Below are 25170 nucleotides of genomic sequence, written 5' to 3' on the forward strand. Positions count from 1 at the left end.
TGCGTCATGCGCAGCGCGGCCGGCTATTCCGGCTTCGTTGCGACGGCGTTCACGCCGGGTCGAATTCGGCTTGGGCCCGCCGTTCGAAGGGCGTCGAGCACGATACCGGGTGTCAGAAGCTCCGGAAGCACCTGCGGATTGTCCGGATCGCCCGGTGAGTAGACGAGATACATCGGGACGCCGGCCTTGCCGAAACGTTCCAGGTCCTGCTTGATTTCCGGCACAGGCAGCGTGAAGTCCGCCTCATAGGGAACCACGTTGTATTCTTTCATCAACTGGACGACCTCGGCGTGCGTGATCGATGTGCCGAGGTTGATCTTGCAGTTCGCGCACCAGTCGGCCGTGTAGTCAACGAAGACGGTATATCCGGCCGACACGTCGTTGTGGACTTCATCACGCCGATAGTGATACCACGGAATGCCGTTGGACCAGTCCAATTCCTTGGGCGGATTGAACGAAGTCGAATTCGACGCATTCAGCTTTGCGATGAGTGTCTCCAGCGGCGTGAGAATGTCACACAGGGCGCCGGTCTCGCCTTCTCCTCGCGACTGTTCGGCGATCAGCGACTCAAGCCGCTGAACGAGAAGTTCCGTCTCCTCGCGCGCCGTGGCATTGAGCGGCCCGAGGTTGCCGGACTTCCTGATCGCCTGGAACTGCCGGCCGTCCGCCATGAGTTCGTTGCGCTCAATGCGCTGCGCAACGAGTTGATCGATCGTGCTCAGCAATCGGAACGGCACCAGCCAACCCGTAGCAATGAGAATGACGGCGAGCGAATAGAGCGCGGCCTTCTTACTGAATGACGCGTTGTAGTCGATCTTTCCCTTCACCCAGACAGCCATCGACACCATCAGCAGGAAAAACAAGCTGATCAGCACACCGAAGTCGCCGATCTGGCCGCGAAGCGGATTGAGCACCCAGATGACGGTGATCAGCAGCAGAAAGCCCATGATGGCTTCGAAAATGTGCATCCAGTTCCCGGGCTTGGGGATGAAGCGCATCCATGCGGGATTGGCTGCAAGCAGGAGGAACGGTGCCGCCATGCCGAATCCCGCGACAAGGAAAATCATCGCGGCGTGGGCCGCGCTGTGGCTGATCGTGATCTTGGTGGCGGCACCGATCGCCGCGGTAAGAAACGGAGCCGTGCAGGCGGTGCCGAGCAGAGTGGCCAGCACGCCCGTAGCATAGGCGGATGTGTAACCCTCGCCCTGCACTTTTTCATCAAGGTCGCTGACGACCCGCGGCGTGAAAACCGTGAACACGCCGAACAGACTCATCGCGAACGCCGTGACCACGCCGGCGACAATAATGACAAAAACGGGACGCTGAAAAAGCTGCCCCCAGCCGGTGCCCGTCCAGGCGAACAGTGCGGCCAGCACACCGAAGAATGTCAGGATACCGGCACAATATGTCAGGCCCAGAAGAAAAACCTTGGCGCGATCCTCGTGGGCCTGCCTCACGAAGGAGAGAATCTTGAGCGAGAGCACCGGCAGAACGCAAGGCATCAGATTCAGGATCAGGCCGCCGAGGAATGCGGCCGCCAGCGCGCCGATGTACCCGAACTCCAGCAGCCAGTTGGAAAACCGGTCAAACAGATTGGACTGTGCCGCGACGGTTGAGTCGACGGACGAGCCATCGGGCTTCAAGAGCGTCGGCGCTGCGGCGGGAGTGATGCCGACGTGAGCGTCCGGCGTCGCATGAGATGTCATCCACTCGGAAGACTTCGCCGGAACAGGGCCGCCCTCCATTCGCACTGGAATTTCGAAACTGACCCGCTCCGGCGGGAAACAGGTGCCGCCGTCGTCGCAGATCTGATATTGAAAGATGGCCCGAATCCACCGCGGCGACTGACCGGCGTCGCGATCGACATCGGCAGGGATCCGGAATGTCACTTTCCCGCCATACTCGCTGACCGTTCCGAAAAATTTGTCTTCTCGCTGCTGGGGCTTCGGATATTCCACGCTTCCGAAGTCCAGACCTTCGGTGGCATCAACGAAGATGGCTGCGGGAATCAGAAAATCCTGCAGCGGCTTGCTCGATTGCATGTGCATCTTGGGCGCGATTTCGACATCAACGACGGCCGTCAGCTTCCCGCCGGGCCGGGCGACCTCGGGCTCCAGACTTGTCGAGAGCTTGATATTCGGCGTTTTGCCGTCGGATGTCGGAAAGCCTGACTCCGCGTCTTCAAAAAGCGACTGGTTGACGCGCTTCGGTTTCGACGCGGCGGAGAGAACGGGAAGCTTGATGGAAATGGGCGGACTGGTATGGCCCGGAATACAGGTTGCCTTGCATGCAAGCCACGACACATCTGCCTCAAGGGTGATCTGATCACCGACCTTGAGATTCGCCGGCGCCCTGATCGGCGTCACAATCAGCGCCTGTTCGGGCAGCAGAAACGCCGTCTCGTTCAGAGTCTTGTCGTATTTGGCTATGGGTGCCGGAAAGCGGCTCCGGCCATATTCAAATCCGGGGGGGAGCTTCCATGTGATCTCCGTCGGCCGACCCGTGGCGTTCGGGTTGGTCCAGTACACGTGCCATCCATCCTCGGATTTGATCGAGACCAGGATGTTGAAGGGTTCTCCCGGAACGATGCCGATCTGGTCTGAGTAGGCCTTGACCGTCAGAATGGGTTTCTTGGCACCCTCCGGGTTGAAGACGTATGGCTCGCTTTCGGCAGCCGAAAGTCCGGCCGGCAAGAGCGAGAGCAGGACGGCCCATCCAGCAACTCGAAGAACCGCCCCCGTGGCTTTCTGATTCATGTTTATATTCCACCAATAGTTACACCAACGCGAGCTACGCGGTCGAGAATGGCCCGTACACAATTCGAGCGACGGGCGATTCAACCCGGCCGGTAGATTAACGACGCGGCCCGGACGATCGTTCGTACGCGCGCAGGCCGGTGTTTTGATGACCAAGGGCATTTTAGGTTTCATCCAATTCGCCGCCAATGATTGATAACTGCATCGGGCACCGAGGGTTCCAATAATTGGGAAGTTTGTTTTCGCTTGACCGCAATCGGGGCTCAATTATACTAGGGAAACGGGAGGATAAGTGTGTATTCTCTCGGTATTTAGCGTATTCAGTACCCGCCGGGAGCCGCGCAATCGACCGTGCGATCGGTCTATGCCGAAACGGTTGATGCGTTGCTGCCGCGTTCTTGAGTGAGTGGATTCGGGCCTGAACAGGACCGGACGCGGGATTTTGAGTACGGGCTCGTGGAAGGTCTAACTTGATTCTGCTGGTGTGGCATGCCGGATTGATGGCGACACTCGGTCTTGTACCGGGTGAGTCATCGCACGATGAAGCCGAAGCGCATGGGCCGCGCCAGGAAGTCATTCAGGTATCGAGTGCTCATCATCAGGGACGATTTGAATTTCTGCACTTCGTTACGCTCGGTGCATCGCGCGAATTTGAGATTCAAGCTCCCGTTGAATCCGCCTTCGCACGATTGCTCGGGCCGATTGATCGAGCGAGCGTGCCGCGGAGCACGTCGCGATCAGCCCTCCTCTTCCACGATCCCGCTATTCTCAATTCCCTCGATCGGCCTCGCGGGTAAGCGGCCCTTAACGTTGTTTAACGATCCGTGTGGTCCGGGGCGCCTGGTGTGTTCTCGCGTGCGTTGACATCGCGAGGGCAACGCACGCGGTGCGGCCGGACTGCCGGAAGCGAGGAATTCGATGATGGGGTCTGTGATGCTTGCGCAGATCTCCGCGGCGGACTACGTTCTTCCCGCGCTGATCGGCGCGATTGCCGGTGCGGCCCTGGTGGTGGCCTACCAGGCGCTCACCAGCAGGAAGAAAGTGGCAGCTGCGGAACAGGCGGCCAGCGCGATCATTTCGGGCGCTGAGACGCGCCGGGACGAGATCATTCGCGCTTCGGAAGTGGAGACGAAAGCGGAGTTCGTGCGGCGGCAGCAGGAATTTGACCGCGAAACGGCTGCGACGCGCAACGAACTTCGCGAAGTTGAAAAGCGCCTCGACAAGCGCGAGGACCAGCTCGACAAGAAGCTGGACATGCTCAATTTAAAAGAGCGAAACATCGAAAAAGGCGAAGCCCGGATTCGCGAGGTCACCGAGGAGATCGAAACGAAGCAAAAGGAAATCGCCGAGACGGCGGTGAAGGCGCGAAATGAGCTTCTTCGAATCACGCAACTTTCGATGGACGACGCGCGCAGACAACTGTTCGATCGGCTGGAGCAGGAGCTGGAGCGGGACTGCTCACAGATCATCAGCAAGCGTGTGACCGAGGCCCAGGACGAAGCCGAACAGCGCTCTCGAGAGATCATCATCACGGCGATCCAGCGCTACGCGTCGTCGCACACGGCCGAGGCGACTGTCGGCACCGTGGACATTCCCAACGACGAGATGAAGGGGCGGGTGATCGGCCGCGAAGGCCGGAATATCCGCGCGATCGAAAAGGCGACAGGCGTCGACGTCGTCGTGGACGACACGCCGGGTGTCATTATCCTGTCATGCTTTGATCCGGTGCGGAAGGAGATCGCGCGGCAGTCCCTCGTGAAACTGATCCAGGACGGACGCATCCATCCGACGCGCATCGAGGAAGTGGTCCAGGAAATATCCGGCAACATCGAGAAGGAAATCATCGAGATCGGTAAGAGAGCAGCGCTCGAAGCCAATGTGCAGGGCCTGAACCGCCGGCTGATTGAACTGCTCGGCCGGTTGCACTACCGAACCAGCTACAGCCAGAACGTGCTGCGTCATTCGATCGAAGTGGCCTATCTTTGCCAGATCATGGCCGAGGAACTCGGCCTGAACGGCACACTCGCGCGGCGCTGTGGCCTGCTGCACGATATCGGCAAAGCCGTCCCCCAGGACACGGAGGGCACGCACCCGGCGATCGGCGAGGAGATATGCCGCAAGCTGGGCGAGCGGCCCGAGGTGCTCAACGCAGTGGCGGGACATCACGGCGATATCCCGGCTACGAGTCCTTACACGCCGCTGGTTGCGGCAGCCGACGCAATCAGCGCGGCGCGTCCGGGCAGCCGTCGCGAATCGCTGGAGCGCTACATCAAGCGACTTCAGGAGCTTGAAGGCATTGCCACCGGGTTCGATGGCGTGACGCAGGCGTACGCAATCCAGGCGGGCCGCGAAATCCGGGTGATCGTGGACGCGGGCAAAGTGGACGACGCAGGCGCCATGCGAATTGCCCGGGACGTGGCGAAAAAGATCGAGTCGGACATGACCTATCCCGGCGAAATCAAGGTGACCCTCCTGCGCGAAGTTCGCGCGGTGGAATACGCGAAATAACGACGATCCGTCGCCGCCGGACCCACCAGGCCGGATGGACGCGATCGCCATTTTTCTTGACAGCCCGAAGGCGCGAATCTACATTTCGCGCCGGGTCGACGGATCGACCCGCCCTTCACCACGAAATGGACTTCGATCATGCGGACCCTGTCTATTCTCCGTCGCGGTGTGTTGATTTCCCCTGCCTGTGCGCTGGGTATCGTTTCCGTGGCAGCTCTCGCCGGATGCGGTTCGCGCGGTGGACCACAGTCGTCGATTCAGTTTGCAGGACAACCGAGTCACACGGTCCGGATTGACGCGGGCGAAAACGGCGCTGCTTCGCCGGCCCGATCGGCGTCGGCCGACGCTCATGCCGATCGTACACCGCGGGCGCTGATGTTCGAGGTCTCTGGCGTGGCCCTGCTGCCTTCGGACAACGCCGGGCAGGAGCAGTGGGCGGCCGCGCGCGAGGCGGCCGTGCTGGACGCGCTGGCCAAGGCGATCATGGAATCGCGGCGCGGGGCCGGGCTCTCAGACGATAATTTCGTGGAAAAGCTCTCGCCGAAGCTGACCGCTTCTCGCCGTGTCTCGGTCGATGGGGATGAGTTTGAGATTCGATTGATCGACCGCGGCATGGAGCGGTTGTTCGTCATGCGTGACGGCATCCTGCTGCATCCGCCGCATGACTTCGCATTGGTGCGAAGAATTTTCACCGAAACGGGCGGTGCCTTCTCGCTGCTTCCGGCGGACATGTCGCCGACGAACCGCTATGTCGCGCGGGTCGGCTGCTACGAGGCACTCGGAGTAGAGAGCCGCATGGCCGGCGAAATTCGCACAAACCACGATTCGGCGTTCAGCGACGGGCTGGACGCGGACACGCCTTGAAATCGGCCGGGATTCATCGACAGAAGCACATTACGATGACAAAAGCTCGCGGCGCGACAGATCGGCGGGCATCCACTTCCAGGCAGGTTCACATTTCCATTCACGGCTTCGACTCGCGCGCCGCCGCATTGGCGCGTGCCTGCGCCGCGCAATGTTATGCGAGGCAAAGCCCGCGCCCGAAACATTCCGCCCAACCACTGAAATCAGGAACCGCCTCGCGCCCGTTGTTGTTGACGATCACGCACGGCGACGTCCGCGGAGCGCCCTCAACCGTGGCGGATCAGGCGTATGAACTGACGCTCACATCCGATGCTGCAACACTCAAGGCAAGCGGCATGGCGGGCCTGCGCTACGGAATGCGCACAATCGCGGATTTAATGGATCGGAAGCGGAATCGCGGCGGCCGCGGCGCGCCCACATCCTGCATTGAATTCGCGCGATACCGTGAGCGGGCAGGCGTGGTGCGAATCGCCGACTGGCCCGATTTCGCGGTGCGCGGAGTAATGCTGGATATCAGCCGGGACAAGGTTCCGACGATGCAGACGCTTCGCCGGCTGGTGACGCTGCTCGCGCGGTGGCGGTTCAACCAGCTACAGCTTTACATGGAGCACACTTTCGCCTACCGCGGCCACGAAGCGATCTGGCGAGGCGCTTCGCCGATGACCGGCGCGCAGATTCGCGCGCTGGACAGGGTGTGCCGCGATCATGGCATCGAGCTTGTCCCGAATCAAAATTCGCTCGGACACATGGAGCGATGGTTGAAGCGCCGCCGTTATGCGCCACTGGCCGAGTACGACGGACCGTACCAAACGCCGTGGGGCGAAACACGAACAAAGCCTACGACACTGAATCCGTGCGACTCGCGAAGCATTGCGCTTGTTGCGTCGCTTTACCGCCAGTTGCTGCCAAACTTCCGCAGCCGGCTGCTGAATGTCGGCTGTGACGAGCCCTTCGAACTGGGGCAGGGCAAGAGCCGGGCGGCCTGCGAGCAAATGGGCGCCGGGCAAGTCTACTTCGAGTATCTGATGAAGGTCCGCCAGGCCGCGGCACGTCACGGACGGCGAATCCAGTTCTGGAGCGATTGGATCCAGCGGGAGCCGGCGATGATCGGCAAACTGCCCCGCGATGTGATTCCGCTGGTCTGGGGCTATGAAGCGGATCATCCGTTTACCGAAGAATGCCGGCGGCCGGCAAAATCGGGGCTGGAATTCCACGTCTGCCCCGGAACATCAAGCTGGTGCAGTTACGCCGGTCGCACGTCGTGCATGATCGAGAACATTCGACTGGCCTCCGCCGTCGGCCACCGCGCGGGCGCGAGCGGGCTGCTCGTGACCGACTGGGGTGATCTGGGCCATTGCCAGCAGTTGCCCGTAAGCTATCCGGGTTTTGCATGGGCCGCGGCGAAAGCATGGCGCGCGGACCGCTTGTCAAAGGCGCGCCGATCGAGGCGTCTCCATAGGATAAGCGCGGCCAATCATATTCAAGCCGTGCTCAGCAGGGACGTCTTTCTCGACGAAACCGGACGGATGGCGGAAGCGTGGTTGAAAGCCGGTCGGGTGCATGAATTGTCGGGCAAACCACTCAAGAACCGGACCGTGTTATTTTCGATTATGCAAGCGAACCTGCACGACACCAAGGCAATTCCGCACATCACGGATCGGCGGATCGCATCAATGATCGACGAAATTGAGTCGATTCGCCGGCTCGCCGCATCCGCACGGCCTGCCTGCGACGACGCCCGACCCGTTCGGTCCGAGCTGGGCCTGACCTTGGATGTACTGGAACACTCGTGCCGGCGATGGCGACTGATGCTGGCGATTCGGCGCGGTGAGAAAATCGCGAAAAGGGTCTTCGCTGCACTCCGCCAATCTGCCGGCAACCTGATTGCGGAGCACAAACAAATCTGGCTTCGCCGAAACCGTCGCGGGGGCCTACGGGACAGCCTTTCCAACTATCGCAGAGTGCTGGCCGAGTACGAGGCCGGGGTCGGCGGCAGCCCATCCGGCACAGTATAGAATCGTCGATCTCCCTCGAAATTCCGCATCTGGCACCGTGTTTGCCCCAGTTTCTACCCGTCGCGAATGTCCGCGATTGGCGCAGCCTTATAAAAAAACTGAACTTGCGCTCGGCAGCATGGTTCCTTAAGCGGCCAGATGACAACTGTGGCCTAGTATAATTGTGTGAACACACACTCTCGTGCCGTGTGCTATCACACAACGCGATGGCCTTAGTGGCGGGAACATGTGTTCGAGGGGCATGGTTGATGCTGAAGATTCGCTGGCACCATTTTTTCATATTGCTCGCGGTATTTGACCTGGTCGTCATCATGATTTCGCTGCAGATGCACAACTCGACGATGCAGAGCGCGAATCGTCTCATTGCGTCGGCCCAGACACTTCGAGACCAGTCCCGGGAAGTGCTGATGACCCAGCAGCGGATCGGCCAGTTGGCCGCACCCGGAAATGACCTTTTCGCCGGACCATCCGGACCGGGTTTTGAAACCCTCGAAAACCGATTCAAGGCGGCGCGGCTCAACGCCCGGGACGCGATCGATCGACTCGCGGATGTAATGAGCCGCCAGGGCGATCTGGATGCACTGCTTTGGCAGCGCCGCGTCGAGACGCTTCGAGAGCAGGCGGCCGATCTGGAACAGCACGCCGAGCGTCTGTTCGACAATTTCAGGCCGAGCGCGGGCGTGGCCGGTCGCGCGGAGGCCGACAAGGCAACACTTCTGGCGGCCGGTGAGACCATGTCGCACATGGACCGCATTCAGCAGAACTGTTCCGCCACGCTGGGCATGCTCTCGCAGCAGATCATCGGTTTCCAAAACGATCTTCTGGAACAGCACAAGGCGGATCTCGATGATCGATATCGTTACGAGCGTTATCTGATTGCGCTGGTTGTGATCATTCTGGTGGGAATGCTCGTATTCGGACGCCGCCTTCACCTCGCGGACAAGGCGCTGTTAGAGGAGCGCCGACGCGTTCAGGAAGAACGGCGGGAGCGCCTCGCGGCAATCGGCGAGCTTTGCGGAAGCGTCGCGCATGGCATTCGCAACCCGCTGGCCGCCATCCGCAGCTCAGCGGAGCTGGCAATTCAGCTCGGAAAGATGGACTCCGATTCGCACGAGCGGCTGCGGGACATCCTCTCGGAGGGGCGCGTGCTGGGCGATCGGGTGACGGGCCTGTTGAGCATGGCCCGGACGAATCGAGAGAACTTCGAGGCGATCGATCTTTGCGATCTGACGCGCCGGGTCGCCGGCGAGCTGGCGCCGGAGTTTTCGCGACGCGGGGTTCGCCTCATCGAGGACATCGGTGAAAAAGCCCTGACGGTTGAAGGGGATCGCAGCCTCCTCGAACAGGCGGCCATCGAACTACTGTCAAATGCAATGGAGCAATCGAAGCCGGGTGGCGTCGTGCGCATCGAGTGCCACGCCATCGGCATGGATGGGACGGCCGTCATGGCGATCGAAGACGAGGGTGCCGGCGTGCCGGAGCGCATTCGCGACCGCGTGTTTGACCTTTTCTTCACGACAAAGCCGGGCGGAACCGGAATGGGACTTGCCACCGTCAAGCGCGCGGCGCGCCTGCACGGCGGCGACGCGATCCTGCGGGAGAGCAGGACGGGCGGCGCGAGATTCGAGGTCGCACTGCCTTTGCAGGCCGCGGGGAATGGCGCGATGCGCGGAGCCTGACGACTTTGCCGGGGCGCGAAACCGCCCCGAGGGATGGGGACATATTCTGAGGCCCGACACGCCTCGGAACTGGCACGCGAAGATCGATGAACAGGAAGCTGTTCGCGGGCCCATGCGTCGCGCGAACGGACTTTTAAGACGAACTGGAGAAAATCCATGTGCAGGGTGCTGATTGTTGAAGACGAAAGGGTCCTGGCAAAAAACGTCCACGACAAGCTCCGCGCGCACGATCACGATGCGGCGCTCGCGCACGACTGTAAAAGCGCCCTGGCCCAGTGTGCCGCACTTCTGCCGGATGTTGTGATCCTCGATCTTCGCCTGCCCGATGGCGACGGGCTTGATCTCGTGCCGAAGCTGCGAGCGGAATCGCCCTCGACAGGCATCATCGTCGTCACGGCGCACGGCAACGAGCGGATCGCCGTGGAGGCAATGAAACGCGGAGCGTGCGAATACCTCACGAAGCCGGTCGACCTGGACGAGCTTGAAATGGTGGTGGAGCGCACCGCGCGGCAGCAGCGGATGTCTGACAACCTGAAGTTTCTCCGCGGCCAGGAACAGAACAAGGGATGCCTCGACGAAATCATCGGGACTTCTCCAGCGATTGCATCGCTCAAGGACACGATCCATCGCCTGACCTTGTCGCGTGCCCTGTCGCTTCCCGATCCGCCAACCGTGCTGATCACGGGTGAAACCGGGTGCGGCAAGGACATGGTCGCGCGGGCAATCCACTTCAACGGGCCACGGGCCGAAAAGCCGTTCATTCATGTCAACTGCACGGCACTGCCCGCGACGCTGTTTGAATCAGAACTCTTCGGCCATCTACGCGGCGCCTTCACCAGCGCGACACAGGCCAAGCGCGGGCTGTTCGAAACGGCCGAGGGTGGAACGATCTTCCTCGATGAAATAGGGCATCTCGGCCTCGAGATGCAGTCGAAGCTGCTGCACGCGATTGAGGTTCGCCAGATACGGCCGATCGGCGCGACGGAATCGCGACCGATCAACGTCCACATCGTGGCCGCCACGAACCGCGACCTGGAAGCGGCCGTGGAGGCAAATGAGTTTCGACGAGATCTGTACCATCGACTTCGCGTGGTACACATTACGATTCCACCGTTGCGGGAGCGGCAGGAGGACATTCCGCTGCTGGCAACGCATTTCGCGGCAATGCACTGCCGCCGATTCGGCGTCCCCCAGGTGCGGCTGACAAGCGCCGCGATGATGGCCCTTCAGCATGAGGACTGGCGAGGCAATGTCCGCGAACTGAGCCACGCGCTGGAAAGCTGCATTCTGCGGATCGACAGCGACGTGATCGACGCGGCCGATTTCGCGACGCGGGCCGCGCAAGGGAACGGCCACGTCCGAATAGCAATGCCAAACAATCGAACCATCAATATCGATTTTCAGAACGGGACACCGAAGCTCGATGAAGTCGAATTGGCCATTCTCACGGCGGCGTTCGAATACACGGGCCAGAACCTGTCGCGAGCCGCGCGGATTCTCGGAATCACGCGGGAGGCGTTGCGGTATCGAATGAATAAGCATCTGGAAAAAGCCGAGTAGGCGGGTCACGCGAAGAAACGGAATTCCAACGCGATCCGTGTCGTGCTGGAGACACTGATGAAATCGGCACGCTTGAGATTCCTGATGGGGCTTGCGCCGCTGGTCACGATGGCAGCTCAAGCCGAGGCAACGAATCCGCGCGTGATTAACGATCCCTACGCCGATGCCGTCATCCGCCGCACCGACCGCGACAACGATGGGTGGATCGATCCGAAGATCCAGCGGCTGCCGGACCTCCTCCAGATTCGGATCGGACGCTTCCAGCCGACGCTTCCCCACGTTGATCGCTTCTCCGGCTCGTGGTCCACCACCGGCGCCTATTTGCGGCTGGATCTGGTCCTGCACGGGCTGATAAATCCCCCCGGCCCGGTCGGATGGGACGACAGTGGAGTTTACGATCCGCTGCGTTACGGGCCACACCCCGCGTACGGCTACGTCGAGCTGGACGTGGACAGCGACGAAAACACCGGCGGCGAGCTTGATGCGCCTCAATATCGCTACCTTGCGCAGATCGGGCGATTCGGCGGCGTTCCGACAGAGTCCTGGTACGCCGGACGGGTGGCGATCGACCGGAGGGCAAACGATTACGATTTTCTGTCGCCGCCGTTTATCGATCGAAGCGGGGAGGAGTTTCACCTTGTCTTGCGTGGCGAAGAGATGGACTCTTACACCGTGCGCGTCGAAAAGCCGGGCGGCGATCCCGACATCTTCGAGGAGGGCGAACAGTGGGAGCTTGACGGAGACTTCTTTCATCGGGCACACGGCTTTGAGAACTACGCTTTTCAGTGCGTTGGCGAGCCGGGGCGGTACAAGCCGCATGTGAAGCTGCTGTACACCCACCAGGCCGGACCGCTAACAACGACCATTTCGCTCGTATACCCGCTGACAAATGCCGCCAGCGCGGCACTCGCCGACCCGGGAACCCCCGTTCAGCCGCAGGACGGGTGCGAGAACAACCAGAATTCAATCTCCGAGGCCCTGGAGGACCTGCGGTTCAGTGCGACTTTTGCGGACCCGTGGACCACGCTGGAACCGGAGTTTCAACTGATCGCAGGCTGGGCCACGAAGCAGCCCGCCTTGTATTTGGAGCCGTCGCAGTGGAGAGTCAACCTGCTGCTGGGCACGGCCTATGCCGCGCCGCAGTCGAGTTACGATCGCTTCATCTGGACGGACGCATGGCCAAACGTCACGCCGGGAGATTTCGACGGTGACGGCACAGTGACGCCGCTCGACGCGGCGATCATGACCGACTACGTCGCATCCGTGGACGGCGACCCCCTGCTCGACAGCGACGCACTCGTTAACGGCGTGATTGCGGTAAGCTCATTCTCCCGGCACTTCATCCTTTACGATGTAAACTACGACGGCATGGTCGACGCGCTCGACCTGCCCGGAAGCGTGATCCTCGGCGACATGGACCTCAGCGGCACGCTCGACATCAACGACGTAAATGACTTTGTCATGGCACTCATCGACCCCGAAGCCTACATGACCGGGCACGGCGGCGAGAGCGGACTGGCGCGCGGAGACATCAACGGGGATCAGGTGCTTGATGCACTGGATATCCAGCCGTTCGTCGAGTTGCTCCTCGCAACCGCTCCGTGACCGCTGCGGGAACGCCCGCTCCCGGGCCGCGCGTCCGTTTAGAGCTGCTCGGTCGCGGACTTCAAGCCAGGCCAGTGCTTCGTGTAATGGTCGAGATGGATGTCGATCCAGGCGCGAAGCGGCGTATCGCCAACAAGCTGCTTAGAATCAAGCCGGGACACGGCCTGAAGCAGTTTCTCCTCGGCCGACCGAAGCTGCGGCATCAACATGACAAAAGACATTCGGCGATACTTCCTGTAAACCTCGTCATTCACGCGATCAAGATCGTACGCGGGAAGCAATGCCATCGCGGCGGCTGCGCTGGCTTCGTCGTCATCGACCGGCCGGAACGCACTCGACGACTTGACGATCTCGGGCAGGCGTTCGGCGGCTTCCGTGGTCCAGAAGACGAAATGACCAAGCAGGTCACGCACATTCCACTTCGGCCCGACTTTGATGCGTTCGGCGGATTCGTCGCCGAAGCAATCGAACGCGCCGCGCATCCGCATCATTCGATCACGAAAACGCTGGAGGATTGCCTCGATAAGGTTCATACGCGCACCTGTTCCATTCATTGAATCTCAAGAGGCTGGATCCCGCGCGGCGCGATCCAGCCGCGACATTACACGCCGGGCCACCATCCACGGCAAGCGGAGATTCCGCCGCAATCGGCCCACGGCCAACGCAATTGACCCTACTCAAGCGTAACAATCGAAACCTCGGGCGGGCAGAAGAGCCGGATGCGGGGAGCCTGGTTTCGTTCGCACCCCACGCCACGGCTGACATAGATCGCATTGCTGTTCAGATTGTGCAGGCCGCCGGCGGCAACCCGGCGCGGAACAGTCGTCAACGTGATGGGCGGGCCGAAAAACGGCATGACAACCTGCCCGCCATGAGTATGGCCCGCGACCACCAGATCAATGCGGGAATCAGGCTTCAATCGCGTCACCACGTCCGGCCGATGAGCGAAGAGAATGCGGACGTCATCCAAACCCGGTGCCGTCTCCATGTCATGCACCAGCGCTTCGACGTAGGGCAGGTGCCAATGCAATTGTGTTCCGCCCAGCGTAATTTGCCGGTCCGCGAATTGGATCTTCACGGTCTCGTTGATGAGCAGACGGATCGGCGTCCCCTCGAACATCTGCCGCAGACGGTTGGGCGAATCGACATCGCCAAGAACGCAGTAGATACCCGCCGGCGCATGAAGCCGCGCGAAAATCTCTCGGAAGCCGGGCAGCACGGCATCAAAATCATCATACGAGCCCTGGAAGATGTCGCCGGGAATAAGGATGAGATCCGGTTTCTCCGCCATAAGGCGGCCGATTGCCCCGCGTTCGTAGTCGGTGACCTCCCGCGTCTGAATGTCGGCAAGCACGCCGATCCGGATCGGAGTTTTTCCGGCGCGGGCGTCCGGCAGCGCGTGCGTCGCGGTTTCCAGCTTGAGGCGAAACGGCTCGATGAAAGTGGCGTGGAATCCGATCGGGGCCGGCAGCATGAATGCCACCGCAGCGACACTCACCGAGTGAGAAACGCGGCGCCGTGGCGCGCGATCCGGTCTGGATCGCCGCGCAATCAGAATCGCCAGGCCGATCGCCGGAAGCACGACGACAAGGTTCAAATAGGCCAGATACACCGTGCCGAACAGGCCGACGCCGAGCAGTCGGGCGATCAGCAGCTTGCCCGCGAACGCGGCGGCAACAATGACCACGGCGATGACAAGGCGCGAAAAACCGACAACCGGCGGCGCGGACGCCTTCACCGCGTCCAAAGTGGGGACGGGGCTTGAGCGCCCGGCAAATAGAACGACCATCGCGATTGCAAAATCGATGGCTGAATTAACGGCCGCAATGGACTCAATTGACCATTTCATGCTGAATCTAACGATGCCCCCCGCCGAGTGGTTCGATACGCCCGCGAAAAACCGCCCGTGCCGATGACACGATCGGCCGCTCCGCCCGGAAAAATTTAGACACGTTTGCCGCGTTTTCCGCTCGCCCGGCGGCCAACCAGGGGGCGCCGAGTTTTTGCTTTCGATCTGGTAAACGACGGCCGTCCAAGCCGGAGGCCTTCACCGGAGATCCGCCGCTCCATCGGCATGCGCAATTCCTCCTGTCGCGACGGATGACGAAGTTCGTGCAGCGATTTATCAACGCAGGAGCAGACGTGCATAACCGCCTCGTCGATGTCGTCCGTCAGGAAGAACAGGTCAAGATCACGACGCGATATGGCGCCATACTCGTTTAGCAGCGTCTTCTCCATGAATTTGATCATCGGCCGCCAATAGGCCGTATCAAAAAGAACAACCGGGTGCCTCGGGCTTTTCTCCGTCTGAATAAGCGTCATCGACTCGAAGAATTCGTCTAGCGTGCCGAAGCCCCCCGGAAAACAGATCAGGCCCAGCGAGTACTTCACAAACATGACTTTGCGCACAAAGAAGTAGTGAAACTCAACGCCGATTGATTGAAAGCGGTTCGGCTTCTGCTCGTGGGGCAGCGCGATATTCAAGCCGATGCTGTGGCCTCCGGCTTCGTGCGCGCCGCGATTTGCGGCCTCCATGATACCTGGCCCACCGCCGGTGATGACTGCAAACCCTTCCCGAGCGAGCCTCGCGCCAACCTCTCGCGCGGCCTTGTAATGCGGCGCACTCGGCCGGGTTCGCGCCGAACCGAAGATGGAAATGGCCTTCCCGACCTGGCTCATGGCTTCGAAGCCGTCGACGAATTCCGCCATGATGCGGAAGAGCCGCCATGTTTCCTCGGCCGGATCGCGAAAAAGCGGGTGCTCGTTCATTGATATCACCTTAATGCCCGTTACAAATCGATCAAAGCCTGCATACTACCGCCCGCACCGCATGTCGAGCCATCCGCAAGCAGCGCGATTTCGGCGACGCAACCGGCATGATTGCCCGTCCATGCCGGGCCGATAGAATGTCGATCGCATTGGCTGCGGACCGGAGACCGGAGCCAATGCCGCGAAGGAGCGTTGAATGCGCCGACTTGTCCTGATCTCGAACATCATACTGGCGCTGTGTTGGGCACATTCCGTATCGGCCCAGTCGAAGGAAAGAACCTACTACGAACGACTGGAGTACGACCCGGGCTCCGGGGAATGGAAGGAAATCGCCCCGCCTATTCCGGGAACGGACGCCGGCGACCTTGCCATCGCGCGATCGCTTCTCGCGCGCGGCGAGTTTGCCGGCGCGAGAAAGGCATTCGCCGCCTGGTTCAAGGCCTATCCTGCCTCAGAACTTCGCAATGAGGCGCTTTTCTACGCGGCGGAAACGGAGGTCAGCTCCGAGGATGCGAAACGCAAGACCGGCGACCTGATTCAGGCCTACAAATGGCTGGAAGAGTTGCTCGAGGCGTGGCCGGGAACGGAGCTGGCGGACCGCTCGATGCGCAAGGAGCTGATCATCGCCGAAATGCTTCTGTTCAAGGACCGCAAAGTCAGGAAACTGAAGGGAATGCTCTGGCTGTCCGGCGAGGACGAGGCGCACGACATTCTCAATCGCCTGACGGATTACTGGGCGGTGAACACGCCGCTTGCCGAACAGGCGCTGCGCGTCAAGGCCGACTATCATTTCATCAACGCCGAGTTTGAAGAGGCGGAGCTGGCCTACTCGCGACTGATGCGGGAGTATCCGCGCGGCAAGTATCACAAGGTTTCGATGCTGCGCAGCGGGCAGTCCGCGCTTGCACGATTTCCCGGAGTCGAGTTCGACGACGCGGACCTGCTTGAGGCCGAGTCCTACTTTCAGGAATTCCAGCGGACCTATCCGCAGTCCGCGGGCGAATACCAGATTCCCCAGACGCTCGACCGAATCCAGGAAAGCCTCGCACAAAAAGAGTTCACAATCGCCCAGTTCTACGAACGCCTGAGAAAGATTGACGCGGCCGCGTTCTACTACCGCTATGTGGTTCGCACCTACCCCGAAACGACCTGGGCGGCACAGGCCGAAGGGCGCCTAGTGGCCCTGGGGGCCAGAGACGCTCCGCCGATGCCGCTGATCGAAAGCGACGAGTCAAACATCGGGCCCTCGCCCGGCCGGGACACGACGCCCGGCGGCAACGCCGGGGTCGAATCGCCCGGCGCGTCAGCCGATGAGTGATTTCTGTTGACGATTCGGCGGCGCAGATCATACACTCGATCCGTTCAAGAGTTCGCCGTCGGTATGCTCTCCATGCTTCCACCCATCACACTGTTAACCGACTTCGGTTCCACGGACCACTACGTCGCGTGCATGAAGGGAGTCATTCTCCAGCGTGCGCCCGGCGCGCCGATTATCGATGTCACGCACAGCATCCAGCCCCACGACGTCGTGCATGGCGCCTTTGTGCTCCGGCAGGTGTTTGAACATTTTCCGGTCGGTACGATTCACATCGCCGTGGTGGATCCCGGCGTGGGCAGTTCACGGCGAATGCTGGCGGCACGATATTCGGCCCAGACCATTCTCGCCCCGGATAACGGAATACTGACCTTTGTTCATCGCGACTTCATTCTCGAAGAGCTGCGCTCCATCGAAAATCAGCGGCTGTTCCGCCACGACATGAGCCGCACCTTTCATGGTCGAGATGTCTTCGCGCCCGTGGCGGCGCATCTTGCGGCCGGAACACTGTTCGACAAAGTCGGCCCGATCGTCCGTGAGTTGCAGCTTCTGAATCTTGCGAAGCCCAAGCGGCTGGAACAGGGCGGAATCGAAGGGCAGATTCTCTATATCGATCACTTCGGAAACTGCATCTCAAACATCAGCTCCTCGGATCTGGCCGCGGTCAAGGCCCCACCGGAGCGAATGATGGTGCAGGTCGGCCCCCTGAGGGTCGGGCGCCTGCACACGACCTACTCCGATGCGAATCCCGGCGATGTCGTGGCGGTGATCGGTTCAACCGGAATGCTGGAAGTGGCCGTAAATCAGGGCAATGCGGCGTCCCAGCTTCGCGCCGCGCCCGGAACCCTCGTAATGGTCCGGTAGCCACGCAGGGCCCCCTGGCGAACACTCGGTAAAAATGACAAAGCCCGCGGATCGCAGCACGCGGGCTTTGTCGTTTCAATCAGGGCGGCGCGAGATGTTCACTTCTTCATGGCCGCGGCGTACAGCTCGTCCACATGCTTCCAGTTGACGACATTCCACCACGCGGAAACATAGTCCGGCCGGCGATTCTGATAGTGCAGATAGTAGGCGTGCTCCCAGACATCCAGGCCCAGGATCGGCGCATGGCCGGTCATGATGGGCGAATCCTGGTTGGCGGTGCTGAAAACTTCGAGCTTGCCGTCCTTGACTGCCAACCAGGCCCAGCCGCTGCCGAAGCGAGTCGTCGCGGCCGTACCGAATTTCTCCCTGAAGGGATCGAACCCGCCGAATGTCCTGCTGATGGCATCCCCAATCGATCCACCGGGCGAGCCGCCCGCGCCTTTACCCATGATCTGCCAGAACAGTGAGTGATTGGCGTGGCCGCCGGCGTTGTTGATGAGGGCCTGTCGAATGGAATCGGGCGCGGTACCAATGTGCTGTAGCAGGTCCTCGACGCCCTTGGAGGCGAGTGCGGGATGTGCTTCGAGCGCCTTGTTGGCGTTCGCGATGTATGCGTTGTGGTGCTTGCCGTGATGAATCTCCATCGTGCGAGCATCAATATGTGGCTCCAGCGCATCGAACGAATAGGGCAGCGGCGGCAGGGTAAAGGCCATAATGGTTGCTCCTTTGCTTGTGGCATATCGCCATTGGAACTCGGCGCGCGTCTCACGGGACCGTGAGCATCGACTGCAGACCGGGACGGGATGCTCGCAATCGGCGCAGAATCCGGATGGCTTTTAAGGGGTCATTCCCGTGAGGTAACTCTAGCGCGCCGCATCGACAGGGTCAAGAAACGGTGAACACCGTTGACTCTTCGCAGCCGGGTGACGCAACGCACAGGTTTTCCCGAGGAATCCCGCCAGCCGTGCATTCAAGAAACAGCGTGCAGCCACGGCAACAGCAGCCGGCGAGGCCGGCGGGCTTGCGGCCGGGCGCGCCGGGGGGGCGATGATTTCCCTTGCTTCATTTCACTCGGGGCGCCGGCCCGCGCCGCCCGTTCACGAGCCGTTCTCGGAGTCACCGCGACAAACGCCCGAAGTCTCGTGCCGCGCAATTGACATCGTCGGACACGCGCGACCGGCCAACAAGCCCTCCGCGGCGCCTCGGGGAACCGGGCCGCTAAACGAGCCGGGCCGCTACAAGGCCATGGGGATCGGAGACGTTCGACGCATCCCGCCGGTTTGGCTATTCTGTCACACATGGAGACCATTCGTCGAAACCGGCTATGCGTCTGGCTGATCATTCTGGGCCTTGGAAACTTCCTCCTCTATGCCGTCTTCTATCAGATCATCGGCGGCGACGCGGTGAACGGCTATATCAAGACCGTCGACGGACAGAACGTTTATTACGTCCGCGGGCATTTCATCCATCGACCCATCGGCTATGAGCAGAATCGGCCGCGATGGGTCTGGATTTACAGCTACATCCACTCGATCAGCATCTGGCCGTCGATCGCAACCGTTCTACTCGCCATGTTGGCGCTGGCGAAGCCGCATATCATGGCGACATACCAGCACGGCTTGCTACAGGGCTCCACGCTCGTCACGGTGATGGCGACGCTGATCGTGATTGTCACGTCGATCATCATGATGATCTTCATCTGGGAGTTTGTGACGAGCCTGTAAGCGACGCCGCCACACGGGGATCCATCGGCCATATGCAAACCACCGGCGAGGACAAATGGCAACAGTTGATTGCCAGGGCGTTGCCTAAAGCGGAATCGCGCCCCCAGCAGATTGCGATGGCGGTGGCGGTCTCTCGGGCCATGTCGTCGCGGCGGCATCTCCTGGTGGAGGCCGGCACGGGCGTCGGAAAAAGCTTCGCCTACCTGTTGCCGGCAATCGACCGAGTTCTGTCGGCCAACGAGCGCGTGGTCGTTGCGACGCACACAATCACCCTTCAGGAACAGCTGATCGAAAAAGACATTCCCGCCCTGCAAAGGGTCTTCGACAAGCCGTTCAAGGCCGTGCTCGTGAAGGGGCGCAACAACTACATCGGACTGCGGCGATTGATGCAGGCCAGCCGACGGCAACAGGCGGTTTTCTCCGGCGCGTTCGCGCTGGGACAACTGCACCGGATCGAGGACTGGGCCTATCAGACAACGGACGGCTCGCTGTCCGATCTTGATTTTCAACCCATCCCGGAAGTCTGGCAGCGTGTCCGCAGCGAAAGCAACAACTGCATGGGCTCAAAGTGCGAACAATACAACAAGTGCTTCTACCAGCGGGCCCGGCGAAACGCAGAGAGCGCCAATCTGCTGGTGGTGAATCATGCGATGTTCTTCGCCGATCTGGCGCTACGCCGCCGGGATGTCTCGGTGCTGCCGGACTATGACCACGTCATCTTCGACGAAGCGCACAACATCGAAAGCGTGGCCGGCGACCACATGGGCATGAGCATGTCCAACCTTCAGGTGCGAAACCTGCTGCACAACATCTTCAACGAACGCACCGGACGCGGTTTCCTGGGAATGCTTGACTGCCCCGACGCCGTTCGACAGGTGATTGACGTCGAATCGCGAAGCGATGCGCTCTTCGAGGAGCTGCGCGGGCGCTATCCGGCAGCACGGGGCGCCGTGCGATTGTCGCAGCGAGATCCGATCGTGAACACAGTCAGCTCGGGACTCACCGAGCTGGCCGAGACCCTCGGAGAGCTGCGCGATCAGTTCGAAAGCGAGGACGAGCGGTTCGAATTGTCCAGCTTCGTCTCGCGGTGCAAGGAAACGGCCGCAACACTCGACATGCTGCTCTTGCAGGAACTCGATGGCTTCGTCTATTGGATGGAATCCGCGTCGGAGGGTCGCGACCGCCGCGTCAGCCTCCACGCAGCTCCACTCCGCGTCGATCAGGTCATTCGGGAAATGCTCTTCGAAAAGGTAAAGAGCGTGATCCTCACCAGCGCAACGCTCTCGACCGGCGGCGAATCCGGCTTCGCATACATGCGTGGCCGCCTCGGCGCAACTTCGGCGGACGAACTGCAGCTTGACTCGCCATACAACTACCGCGAGAAAGTGACGCTCCACATTGAGACCGCGCTGCCGGAGCCGACGGCGCCGGGCTTCGTCGCGGCGGCCTGCGAACGCATCAAGGATTACCTTCTGCATACGCGGGGGCGCGCGTTTGTGCTGTTCACGAGCTTTGCACAAATTAACGAGGCTCAGGAGCGGCTGGAGCCATTCTGCGAAGAACACGACATGACCCTGCTGGTGCAAGGCAGGGACTTATCGCGCGGAAAAATGCTGGAAACCTTCAAGCGAAGCGAGCGGGCCGTGATTCTCGGAGCGGATTCATTCTGGCAGGGCGTCGATGTCCCGGGCGAGGCGCTCTCAAACGTGATCATCGCAAAACTGCCGTTCGCCGCGCCGGACCGGCCGCTGATCGAAGCGCGCATCGATGCGATTCGCAGCGCCGGCGGCAATCCGTTCATGGAATTCCAGGTCCCGGAAGCCGTACTGAAGCTGAAACAGGGATTCGGCCGACTGGTTCGCAGTCAGTCCGATGGCGGAATCGTCGTCATCCTTGATAAGCGCGTGAAAACGAAGTTCTACGGCCGGCGCTTTCTGGAAGCACTTCCGCCCTGCGCGGTTGAGTGCCATCGTTGACCCGGATCAGCTCGAATTCGGTAAAGCCCCGAGCGGCCCACAAGGCGCCGAATGTGACCGGTATGCACATCGTCGGCTGCGCCACACCGAGTCCATATGACATCGGCATGGCGCAGCCTCAATGCGACGGAACGAACGACTACAGAATTACTGGAACGTCTGGCCCGTGTTCTTCGAGCCGCTCGAATGTGCAGCCGGCGATTGCCACGAGAAATCGGAATACTGGCTGCCAGCACCCGAAAGCCGCAGCGAATAGCCGGTCGGCGTGGATTCAGATTCACTGACGCCGATATCTATCGATGTCAGGCCGTTCGCGGGGCCATTGGTTGCCATGAACGATCCTTCATAGCTAAGGAACTGAATCACAACGCCCGACCCGTCCACAAGCGCGATACCATCGGGCGCGCCGTTCTGAAGCCCTGTCATGGAGAACGCAAGCGTGCCGAAACCGTTCTGTTCATCGGGAATCGACCCGCTCAGGTTGACGGTGAGGTATTGGGCGCCCCCCGAGCCGTTGTAGGCGATGAGTTTCCAGCCGGAGAGATTCAATCCGGCCGGCCCGGCCACTTCGACAAATTCGTTCGTGTCGCTTCCGGCATTGTCATAGTGAAGTTCGTTGATCCATGGATCCGCGGGCGGCTCTCCGCCGCCTCCGCAGTTCGAACCGGTGAGCGATTGGCCGCTGTTTGGGCTTCCACTGGTCGCGGAGGCCGGCGCGCTCCAGGCGAAGTCGCCGTAGCTATCCCCGGTTCCGGCGAGTTGCAATGAATAGCCGACGGGCGTCGATCCAGTTTCGCTGACGCCGACATCCACCGCGGTGAGCCCGGAAGCGGGCCCGTTTGTCGCGGTGAATGCCCCTTCGTAGCTGATGAACTGAACGACAAATCCCTGTGCATCGACAAGAGCAAGACCGTCGTGGCCGTTCTGCATGGCCGAGAACGCGACAGACACTGTGCCCATGCAGCCGGATTGGCTGGGGATTGATCCGGACAGGGAAACAGTCTTGTATTGGGTGCCTGTTGCGCCGTCATAGCCGACGATAGTCCAGCCCGCGAGATCGGTTCCGGCGTAACCGGCGACCTCCACGAATTCGTTTACATCGGTGCCTGAATTGTCGTAATGAAACTCATTGATCCACGGATCGCCGCCCGAGGAGCAGGCATCCTCGAAGATGCAGGCGACCCACTCGGGATGGTCGACGAAGGGATTTCGGTTGCCCTGATAGGAATAAACCACCTCGTTCCGATCTCGTTCGAAGTCATCCACAGGGTCTTCGTAGTGCCATTGTATCAGCACGGACAGCATGCCCATGTAGGCGACCGACTGATTCTGCGATGTATTGGAGACAATCAGCGAGGGATCGTCGGTGAGGATAAGGTCAGGCTCGGACGCGCCGGTGACACCGTGAACACCCCCTTCGTAGCGAACATCCATGTACATCAGTGCGCGCGCGACGTCACCACGCCGCCCGATCCATGTCTCCCACGCGCCGCTCGCGCCGCTGCCGCTTGTCCAGTTGGAATTGCCGGGATACGTGCCGCTCCCGCCGCCTTGCCCGTTATTGGAGACAGTCGCTTTCTCGGTGCATGACGTGGAGCAGTATTTGTATGGCTTGTTGCCGCGCGAGCTGTTGTAGCTGCTGTCACCATTCATCAGGTGGTGGCAGTCCGTATAAGGATAATTCATTGATCCGTCGATCGGAAATCCATATGACTTGGGCCATGTGTGTTCGCGATTATAAAAGCTGTTCCCCGCGCCGGCCTTGGTGTACGACGCATTCTTGTACACGTCCAGCATCTTGCTGGAGTCGGATGGATCGGTCTGCGCCGCATCACAAATGTCCCACGTGTCAGTGGCCGTCGATGTATAAGGATAGCGCTGGTGATCGTCGATGATCTCGTGCAGACTGGCACGCAGAGTGGCCGGACTCGTGGTGTCCGCGCTGTCATAATATCCCGCGGGCGGATCGGCATTGGCGCCCGTCGGAATGAAAAGGACGGCGGCCAGCAAGGCCGCGGCTGCCGTCAAATTCCAAGGACGGTGGTTGAACCGGACAAAAACATGATTCTCAATCTCGGGCATGAACTGACCTCCTGTCAGAGTCGTGACTCAGTGCCGATCCAACGACACTTATTCATCCATGAGTCGACCGCCCGCGGCCCGCTCCCCTCCGCGAATCTCGACAGCGGTATATTGATCCCCCGCCCCCTCCGTTACAAAAGAAAAATTGATGAATATTGGGTCAAATCCTGCAATTCCCCGAACCAATGCCGAAAAATCAGATGCCGGGATCAAATTCAACTGATGACAAGCCCTCGCCCGGCCCCGCGCCAAAGCAGAACCACCCGGCGTTGCTGGATGAGTACCCGCCCGTGTAAAAAAACCGACGGCGGGAAGGATGTCGCCAACCCGCCGTCGCAACAGATTGTGATGGCCTCATTTCCCCTGCAAGGTCGTGACCGATTGAGTCCGGTCCTTCGGCCGAATTCAGAATCGATCGCATGCAGGTCAGCGCCGCCGCCGAATGGCGAACAGGCCGCTGAATCCGAGCAGGGCGAGTGTTGCCGGCTCGGGAACGAGATTGCCGCTGATCGTCACGTTGTCGAAGCGCCAGGTGCCCGCCGGGCCGTAGTCGCCGGTGCCAATGCCGCTTCCGGGATCAAAGCCGGACTGGGCGTTGGCCCGCTGATACGCGGTGTTCGCGGCAAAGTCAGGGAGCGACGCGTTCTGGTCAAATGCGACCGGCGCGAAGATCGAGACAATGCGAATGCCGAAATCAGGATTGTTGTTCGCACCGGCGATCGAGCTCAGATTGAAGCTCTGGGCATAAAACGTGTCGTGCGGCGAAAGCAATCCGCCGTTGTCGCCGAAGGAATTCCAGGTCGAGCCATCGAGCGTGTACTGAAGTTCCGACCAGCGCGATGCCGTTCCGCTCGCGCGATGATCGTAGGACACGGTGATGTCCTGATATCCGGCCGTGCTCACCAGAAACTCAACGCCTCGCGTGCCGCTTCCAGTGCCTTGCGCCGCGTAAGTCGTCGTATTCCAGCCGCGCCCGGCGGGATTGCCGGTTGCAAACGTCGCGGTTGTGCCGCCCACCAGCGAAGCGCTGCCCGATCCGGTGGATGGCGTGGTGACATCGCCTTCAAAATTCCACTGAGTGATGACATCTGCAAAGGTCGAGCCAGCCGACAACGCCAGCACGACAGCCATTGAAACGAACCCTCTCTTGAACATATCTGATCGCTCCTTCTCCGCCCCCGGAAAGCGCCGGGAGACCATACCCTCTTCCGCGAGCGAACCCATGTCGCCCCTGCGGCACACTCGGTGCGCACCATCATCCCCTCGATAATGGGCACCCTCTTGATTTCAGATCGATGCGGAATTCTAGTAGTCGCGCATGAGCCCAGTGCGAGCCCAACAATAAAATCGCGCAAAGACGCGTGTGCCCAAACACAAAATGAAGGCCCCCCCCGGACCCCGACAACGGTTCGTCGAACCGGATCATCGCCTTCCTAAATCTACAAATTTTCGA

The 25170-nt window shown here is 60.7% G+C and carries 17 protein-coding genes and 1 pseudogene; 11 read left to right on the forward strand and 7 right to left on the reverse strand.

Going from position 1 to position 25170, the window contains the following annotated elements; translation table 11 throughout:
- Window positions 1–23: 23 nt before the first annotated feature.
- Window positions 24–2756: a thioredoxin family protein gene (locus tag KF841_10955; protein MBX3395874.1), complete on the reverse strand. Its 2733-nt coding sequence runs from the start codon at window positions 2754–2756 to the stop codon at window positions 24–26.
- A gap of 470 nt (window positions 2757–3226) precedes the next feature.
- Here KF841_10955 and KF841_10960 point away from each other — a divergent pair, with 470 nt between their 5' ends.
- The 7 genes from KF841_10960 (at window position 3227) to KF841_10990 (ending at window position 12987) form a co-directional block, all read left to right on the forward strand.
- Window positions 3227–3553 (forward strand): hypothetical protein, encoded by a 327-nt coding sequence (locus KF841_10960; protein ID MBX3395875.1) that lies wholly within the window; start codon window positions 3227–3229, stop codon window positions 3551–3553.
- A gap of 136 nt (window positions 3554–3689) precedes the next feature.
- On the forward strand, window positions 3690–5264 hold the full coding sequence (gene rny, locus KF841_10965; protein ID MBX3395876.1) for a ribonuclease Y: 1575 nt from the start codon (window positions 3690–3692) through the stop codon (window positions 5262–5264).
- 138 nt (window positions 5265–5402) lie between these two features.
- Window positions 5403–6128, forward strand: a complete 726-nt coding sequence (locus KF841_10970; GenBank protein MBX3395877.1) for a hypothetical protein — start codon at window positions 5403–5405, stop codon at window positions 6126–6128.
- A gap of 272 nt (window positions 6129–6400) precedes the next feature.
- Entirely contained in the window at window positions 6401–8143 is a 1743-nt protein-coding gene (locus tag KF841_10975) for a beta-N-acetylhexosaminidase (protein MBX3395878.1), read from the forward strand.
- 248 nt (window positions 8144–8391) lie between these two features.
- Window positions 8392–9822, forward strand: coding sequence for a hypothetical protein (locus KF841_10980; protein ID MBX3395879.1), 1431 nt, complete (start codon window positions 8392–8394; stop codon window positions 9820–9822).
- 156 nt (window positions 9823–9978) lie between these two features.
- Window positions 9979–11382 carry a sigma-54-dependent Fis family transcriptional regulator gene (locus KF841_10985; GenBank protein MBX3395880.1) on the forward strand — a complete coding sequence of 468 codons (1404 nt, stop codon included), beginning with the start codon at window positions 9979–9981 and terminating at the stop codon, window positions 11380–11382.
- Between the two features lie 57 nt (window positions 11383–11439).
- Window positions 11440–12987: a dockerin type I repeat-containing protein gene (locus KF841_10990; GenBank protein MBX3395881.1), complete on the forward strand. Its 1548-nt coding sequence runs from the start codon at window positions 11440–11442 to the stop codon at window positions 12985–12987.
- 38 nt (window positions 12988–13025) lie between these two features.
- Here KF841_10990 and KF841_10995 read toward each other — a convergent pair whose 3' ends face one another.
- The 3 genes from KF841_10995 to KF841_11005 all read right to left on the reverse strand — a co-directional run bounded on the left by KF841_10995 (window position 13026) and on the right by KF841_11005 (window position 15756).
- Window positions 13026–13520: a hypothetical protein gene (locus KF841_10995; GenBank protein ID MBX3395882.1), complete on the reverse strand. Its 495-nt coding sequence runs from the start codon at window positions 13518–13520 to the stop codon at window positions 13026–13028.
- A gap of 140 nt (window positions 13521–13660) precedes the next feature.
- Entirely contained in the window at window positions 13661–14836 is a 1176-nt protein-coding gene (locus tag KF841_11000; GenBank protein ID MBX3395883.1) for a metallophosphoesterase, read from the reverse strand.
- Window positions 14837–14931: 95 nt separating this feature from the next.
- Window positions 14932–15756 (reverse strand): TIGR00730 family Rossman fold protein, encoded by an 825-nt coding sequence (locus tag KF841_11005; GenBank protein ID MBX3395884.1) that lies wholly within the window; start codon window positions 15754–15756, stop codon window positions 14932–14934.
- Between the two features lie 196 nt (window positions 15757–15952).
- On the opposite strand from KF841_11005, the gene bamD reads away from it, so the two are divergent.
- Complete coding sequence (gene bamD, locus KF841_11010) at window positions 15953–17074, forward strand: outer membrane protein assembly factor BamD (protein MBX3395885.1); 1122 nt, start codon at window positions 15953–15955, stop codon at window positions 17072–17074.
- Window positions 17075–17146: 72 nt separating this feature from the next.
- Window positions 17147–17935 carry an SAM-dependent chlorinase/fluorinase gene (locus KF841_11015; GenBank protein ID MBX3395886.1) on the forward strand — a complete coding sequence of 263 codons (789 nt, stop codon included), beginning with the start codon at window positions 17147–17149 and terminating at the stop codon, window positions 17933–17935.
- Window positions 17936–18033: 98 nt separating this feature from the next.
- Here KF841_11015 and KF841_11020 read toward each other — a convergent pair whose 3' ends face one another.
- Entirely contained in the window at window positions 18034–18648 is a 615-nt protein-coding gene (locus KF841_11020; protein ID MBX3395887.1) for a superoxide dismutase, read from the reverse strand.
- Window positions 18649–19215: 567 nt separating this feature from the next.
- On the opposite strand from KF841_11020, the gene KF841_11025 reads away from it, so the two are divergent.
- Window positions 19216–19659, forward strand: coding sequence for a hypothetical protein (locus KF841_11025; GenBank protein MBX3395888.1), 444 nt, complete (start codon window positions 19216–19218; stop codon window positions 19657–19659).
- A 32-nt stretch (window positions 19660–19691) separates the two neighbouring features.
- Entirely contained in the window at window positions 19692–21635 is a 1944-nt protein-coding gene (locus KF841_11030) for a DEAD/DEAH box helicase (GenBank protein MBX3395889.1), read from the forward strand.
- 672 nt (window positions 21636–22307) lie between these two features.
- On the opposite strand, the pseudogene KF841_11035 reads toward KF841_11030, so the two are convergent.
- Window positions 22308–23717 (reverse strand): annotated as a pseudogene (locus KF841_11035) (endonuclease).
- 426 nt (window positions 23718–24143) lie between these two features.
- Window positions 24144–24941: a PEP-CTERM sorting domain-containing protein gene (locus KF841_11040; protein MBX3395890.1), complete on the reverse strand. Its 798-nt coding sequence runs from the start codon at window positions 24939–24941 to the stop codon at window positions 24144–24146.
- Between the last annotated feature and the right edge of the window lie 229 nt (window positions 24942–25170).

Source organism: Phycisphaerae bacterium, assembly GCA_019636475.1.
Taxonomy (GTDB): Bacteria; Planctomycetota; Phycisphaerae; order UBA1845; family UTPLA1; genus JADJRI01.

What these genes read in the sequence shown, in the direction of transcription:
- KF841_10955 (MBX3395874.1), bottom strand. Translation starts at nt 2,756, where the DNA reads ATGAATCAGAAAGCCACGGGGGCGGTTCTTCGAGTTGCTGGATGGGCC.
- rny (MBX3395876.1), top strand. Translation starts at nt 3,690, where the DNA reads ATGCTTGCGCAGATCTCCGCGGCGGACTACGTTCTTCCCGCGCTGATC.
- KF841_10970 (MBX3395877.1), top strand. Translation starts at nt 5,403, where the DNA reads ATGCGGACCCTGTCTATTCTCCGTCGCGGTGTGTTGATTTCCCCTGCC.
- KF841_10980 (MBX3395879.1), top strand. Translation starts at nt 8,392, where the DNA reads ATGCTGAAGATTCGCTGGCACCATTTTTTCATATTGCTCGCGGTATTT.
- KF841_10985 (MBX3395880.1), top strand. Translation starts at nt 9,979, where the DNA reads ATGTGCAGGGTGCTGATTGTTGAAGACGAAAGGGTCCTGGCAAAAAAC.
- KF841_10990 (MBX3395881.1), top strand. Translation starts at nt 11,440, where the DNA reads ATGAAATCGGCACGCTTGAGATTCCTGATGGGGCTTGCGCCGCTGGTC.
- KF841_10995 (MBX3395882.1), bottom strand. Translation starts at nt 13,520, where the DNA reads ATGAACCTTATCGAGGCAATCCTCCAGCGTTTTCGTGATCGAATGATG.
- KF841_11000 (MBX3395883.1), bottom strand. Translation starts at nt 14,836, where the DNA reads ATGAAATGGTCAATTGAGTCCATTGCGGCCGTTAATTCAGCCATCGAT.
- KF841_11005 (MBX3395884.1), bottom strand. Translation starts at nt 15,756, where the DNA reads ATGAACGAGCACCCGCTTTTTCGCGATCCGGCCGAGGAAACATGGCGG.
- bamD (MBX3395885.1), top strand. Translation starts at nt 15,953, where the DNA reads ATGCGCCGACTTGTCCTGATCTCGAACATCATACTGGCGCTGTGTTGG.
- KF841_11015 (MBX3395886.1), top strand. Translation starts at nt 17,147, where the DNA reads ATGCTTCCACCCATCACACTGTTAACCGACTTCGGTTCCACGGACCAC.
- KF841_11020 (MBX3395887.1), bottom strand. Translation starts at nt 18,648, where the DNA reads ATGGCCTTTACCCTGCCGCCGCTGCCCTATTCGTTCGATGCGCTGGAG.
- KF841_11030 (MBX3395889.1), top strand. Translation starts at nt 19,692, where the DNA reads ATGCAAACCACCGGCGAGGACAAATGGCAACAGTTGATTGCCAGGGCG.
- KF841_11040 (MBX3395890.1), bottom strand. Translation starts at nt 24,941, where the DNA reads ATGGGTTCGCTCGCGGAAGAGGGTATGGTCTCCCGGCGCTTTCCGGGG.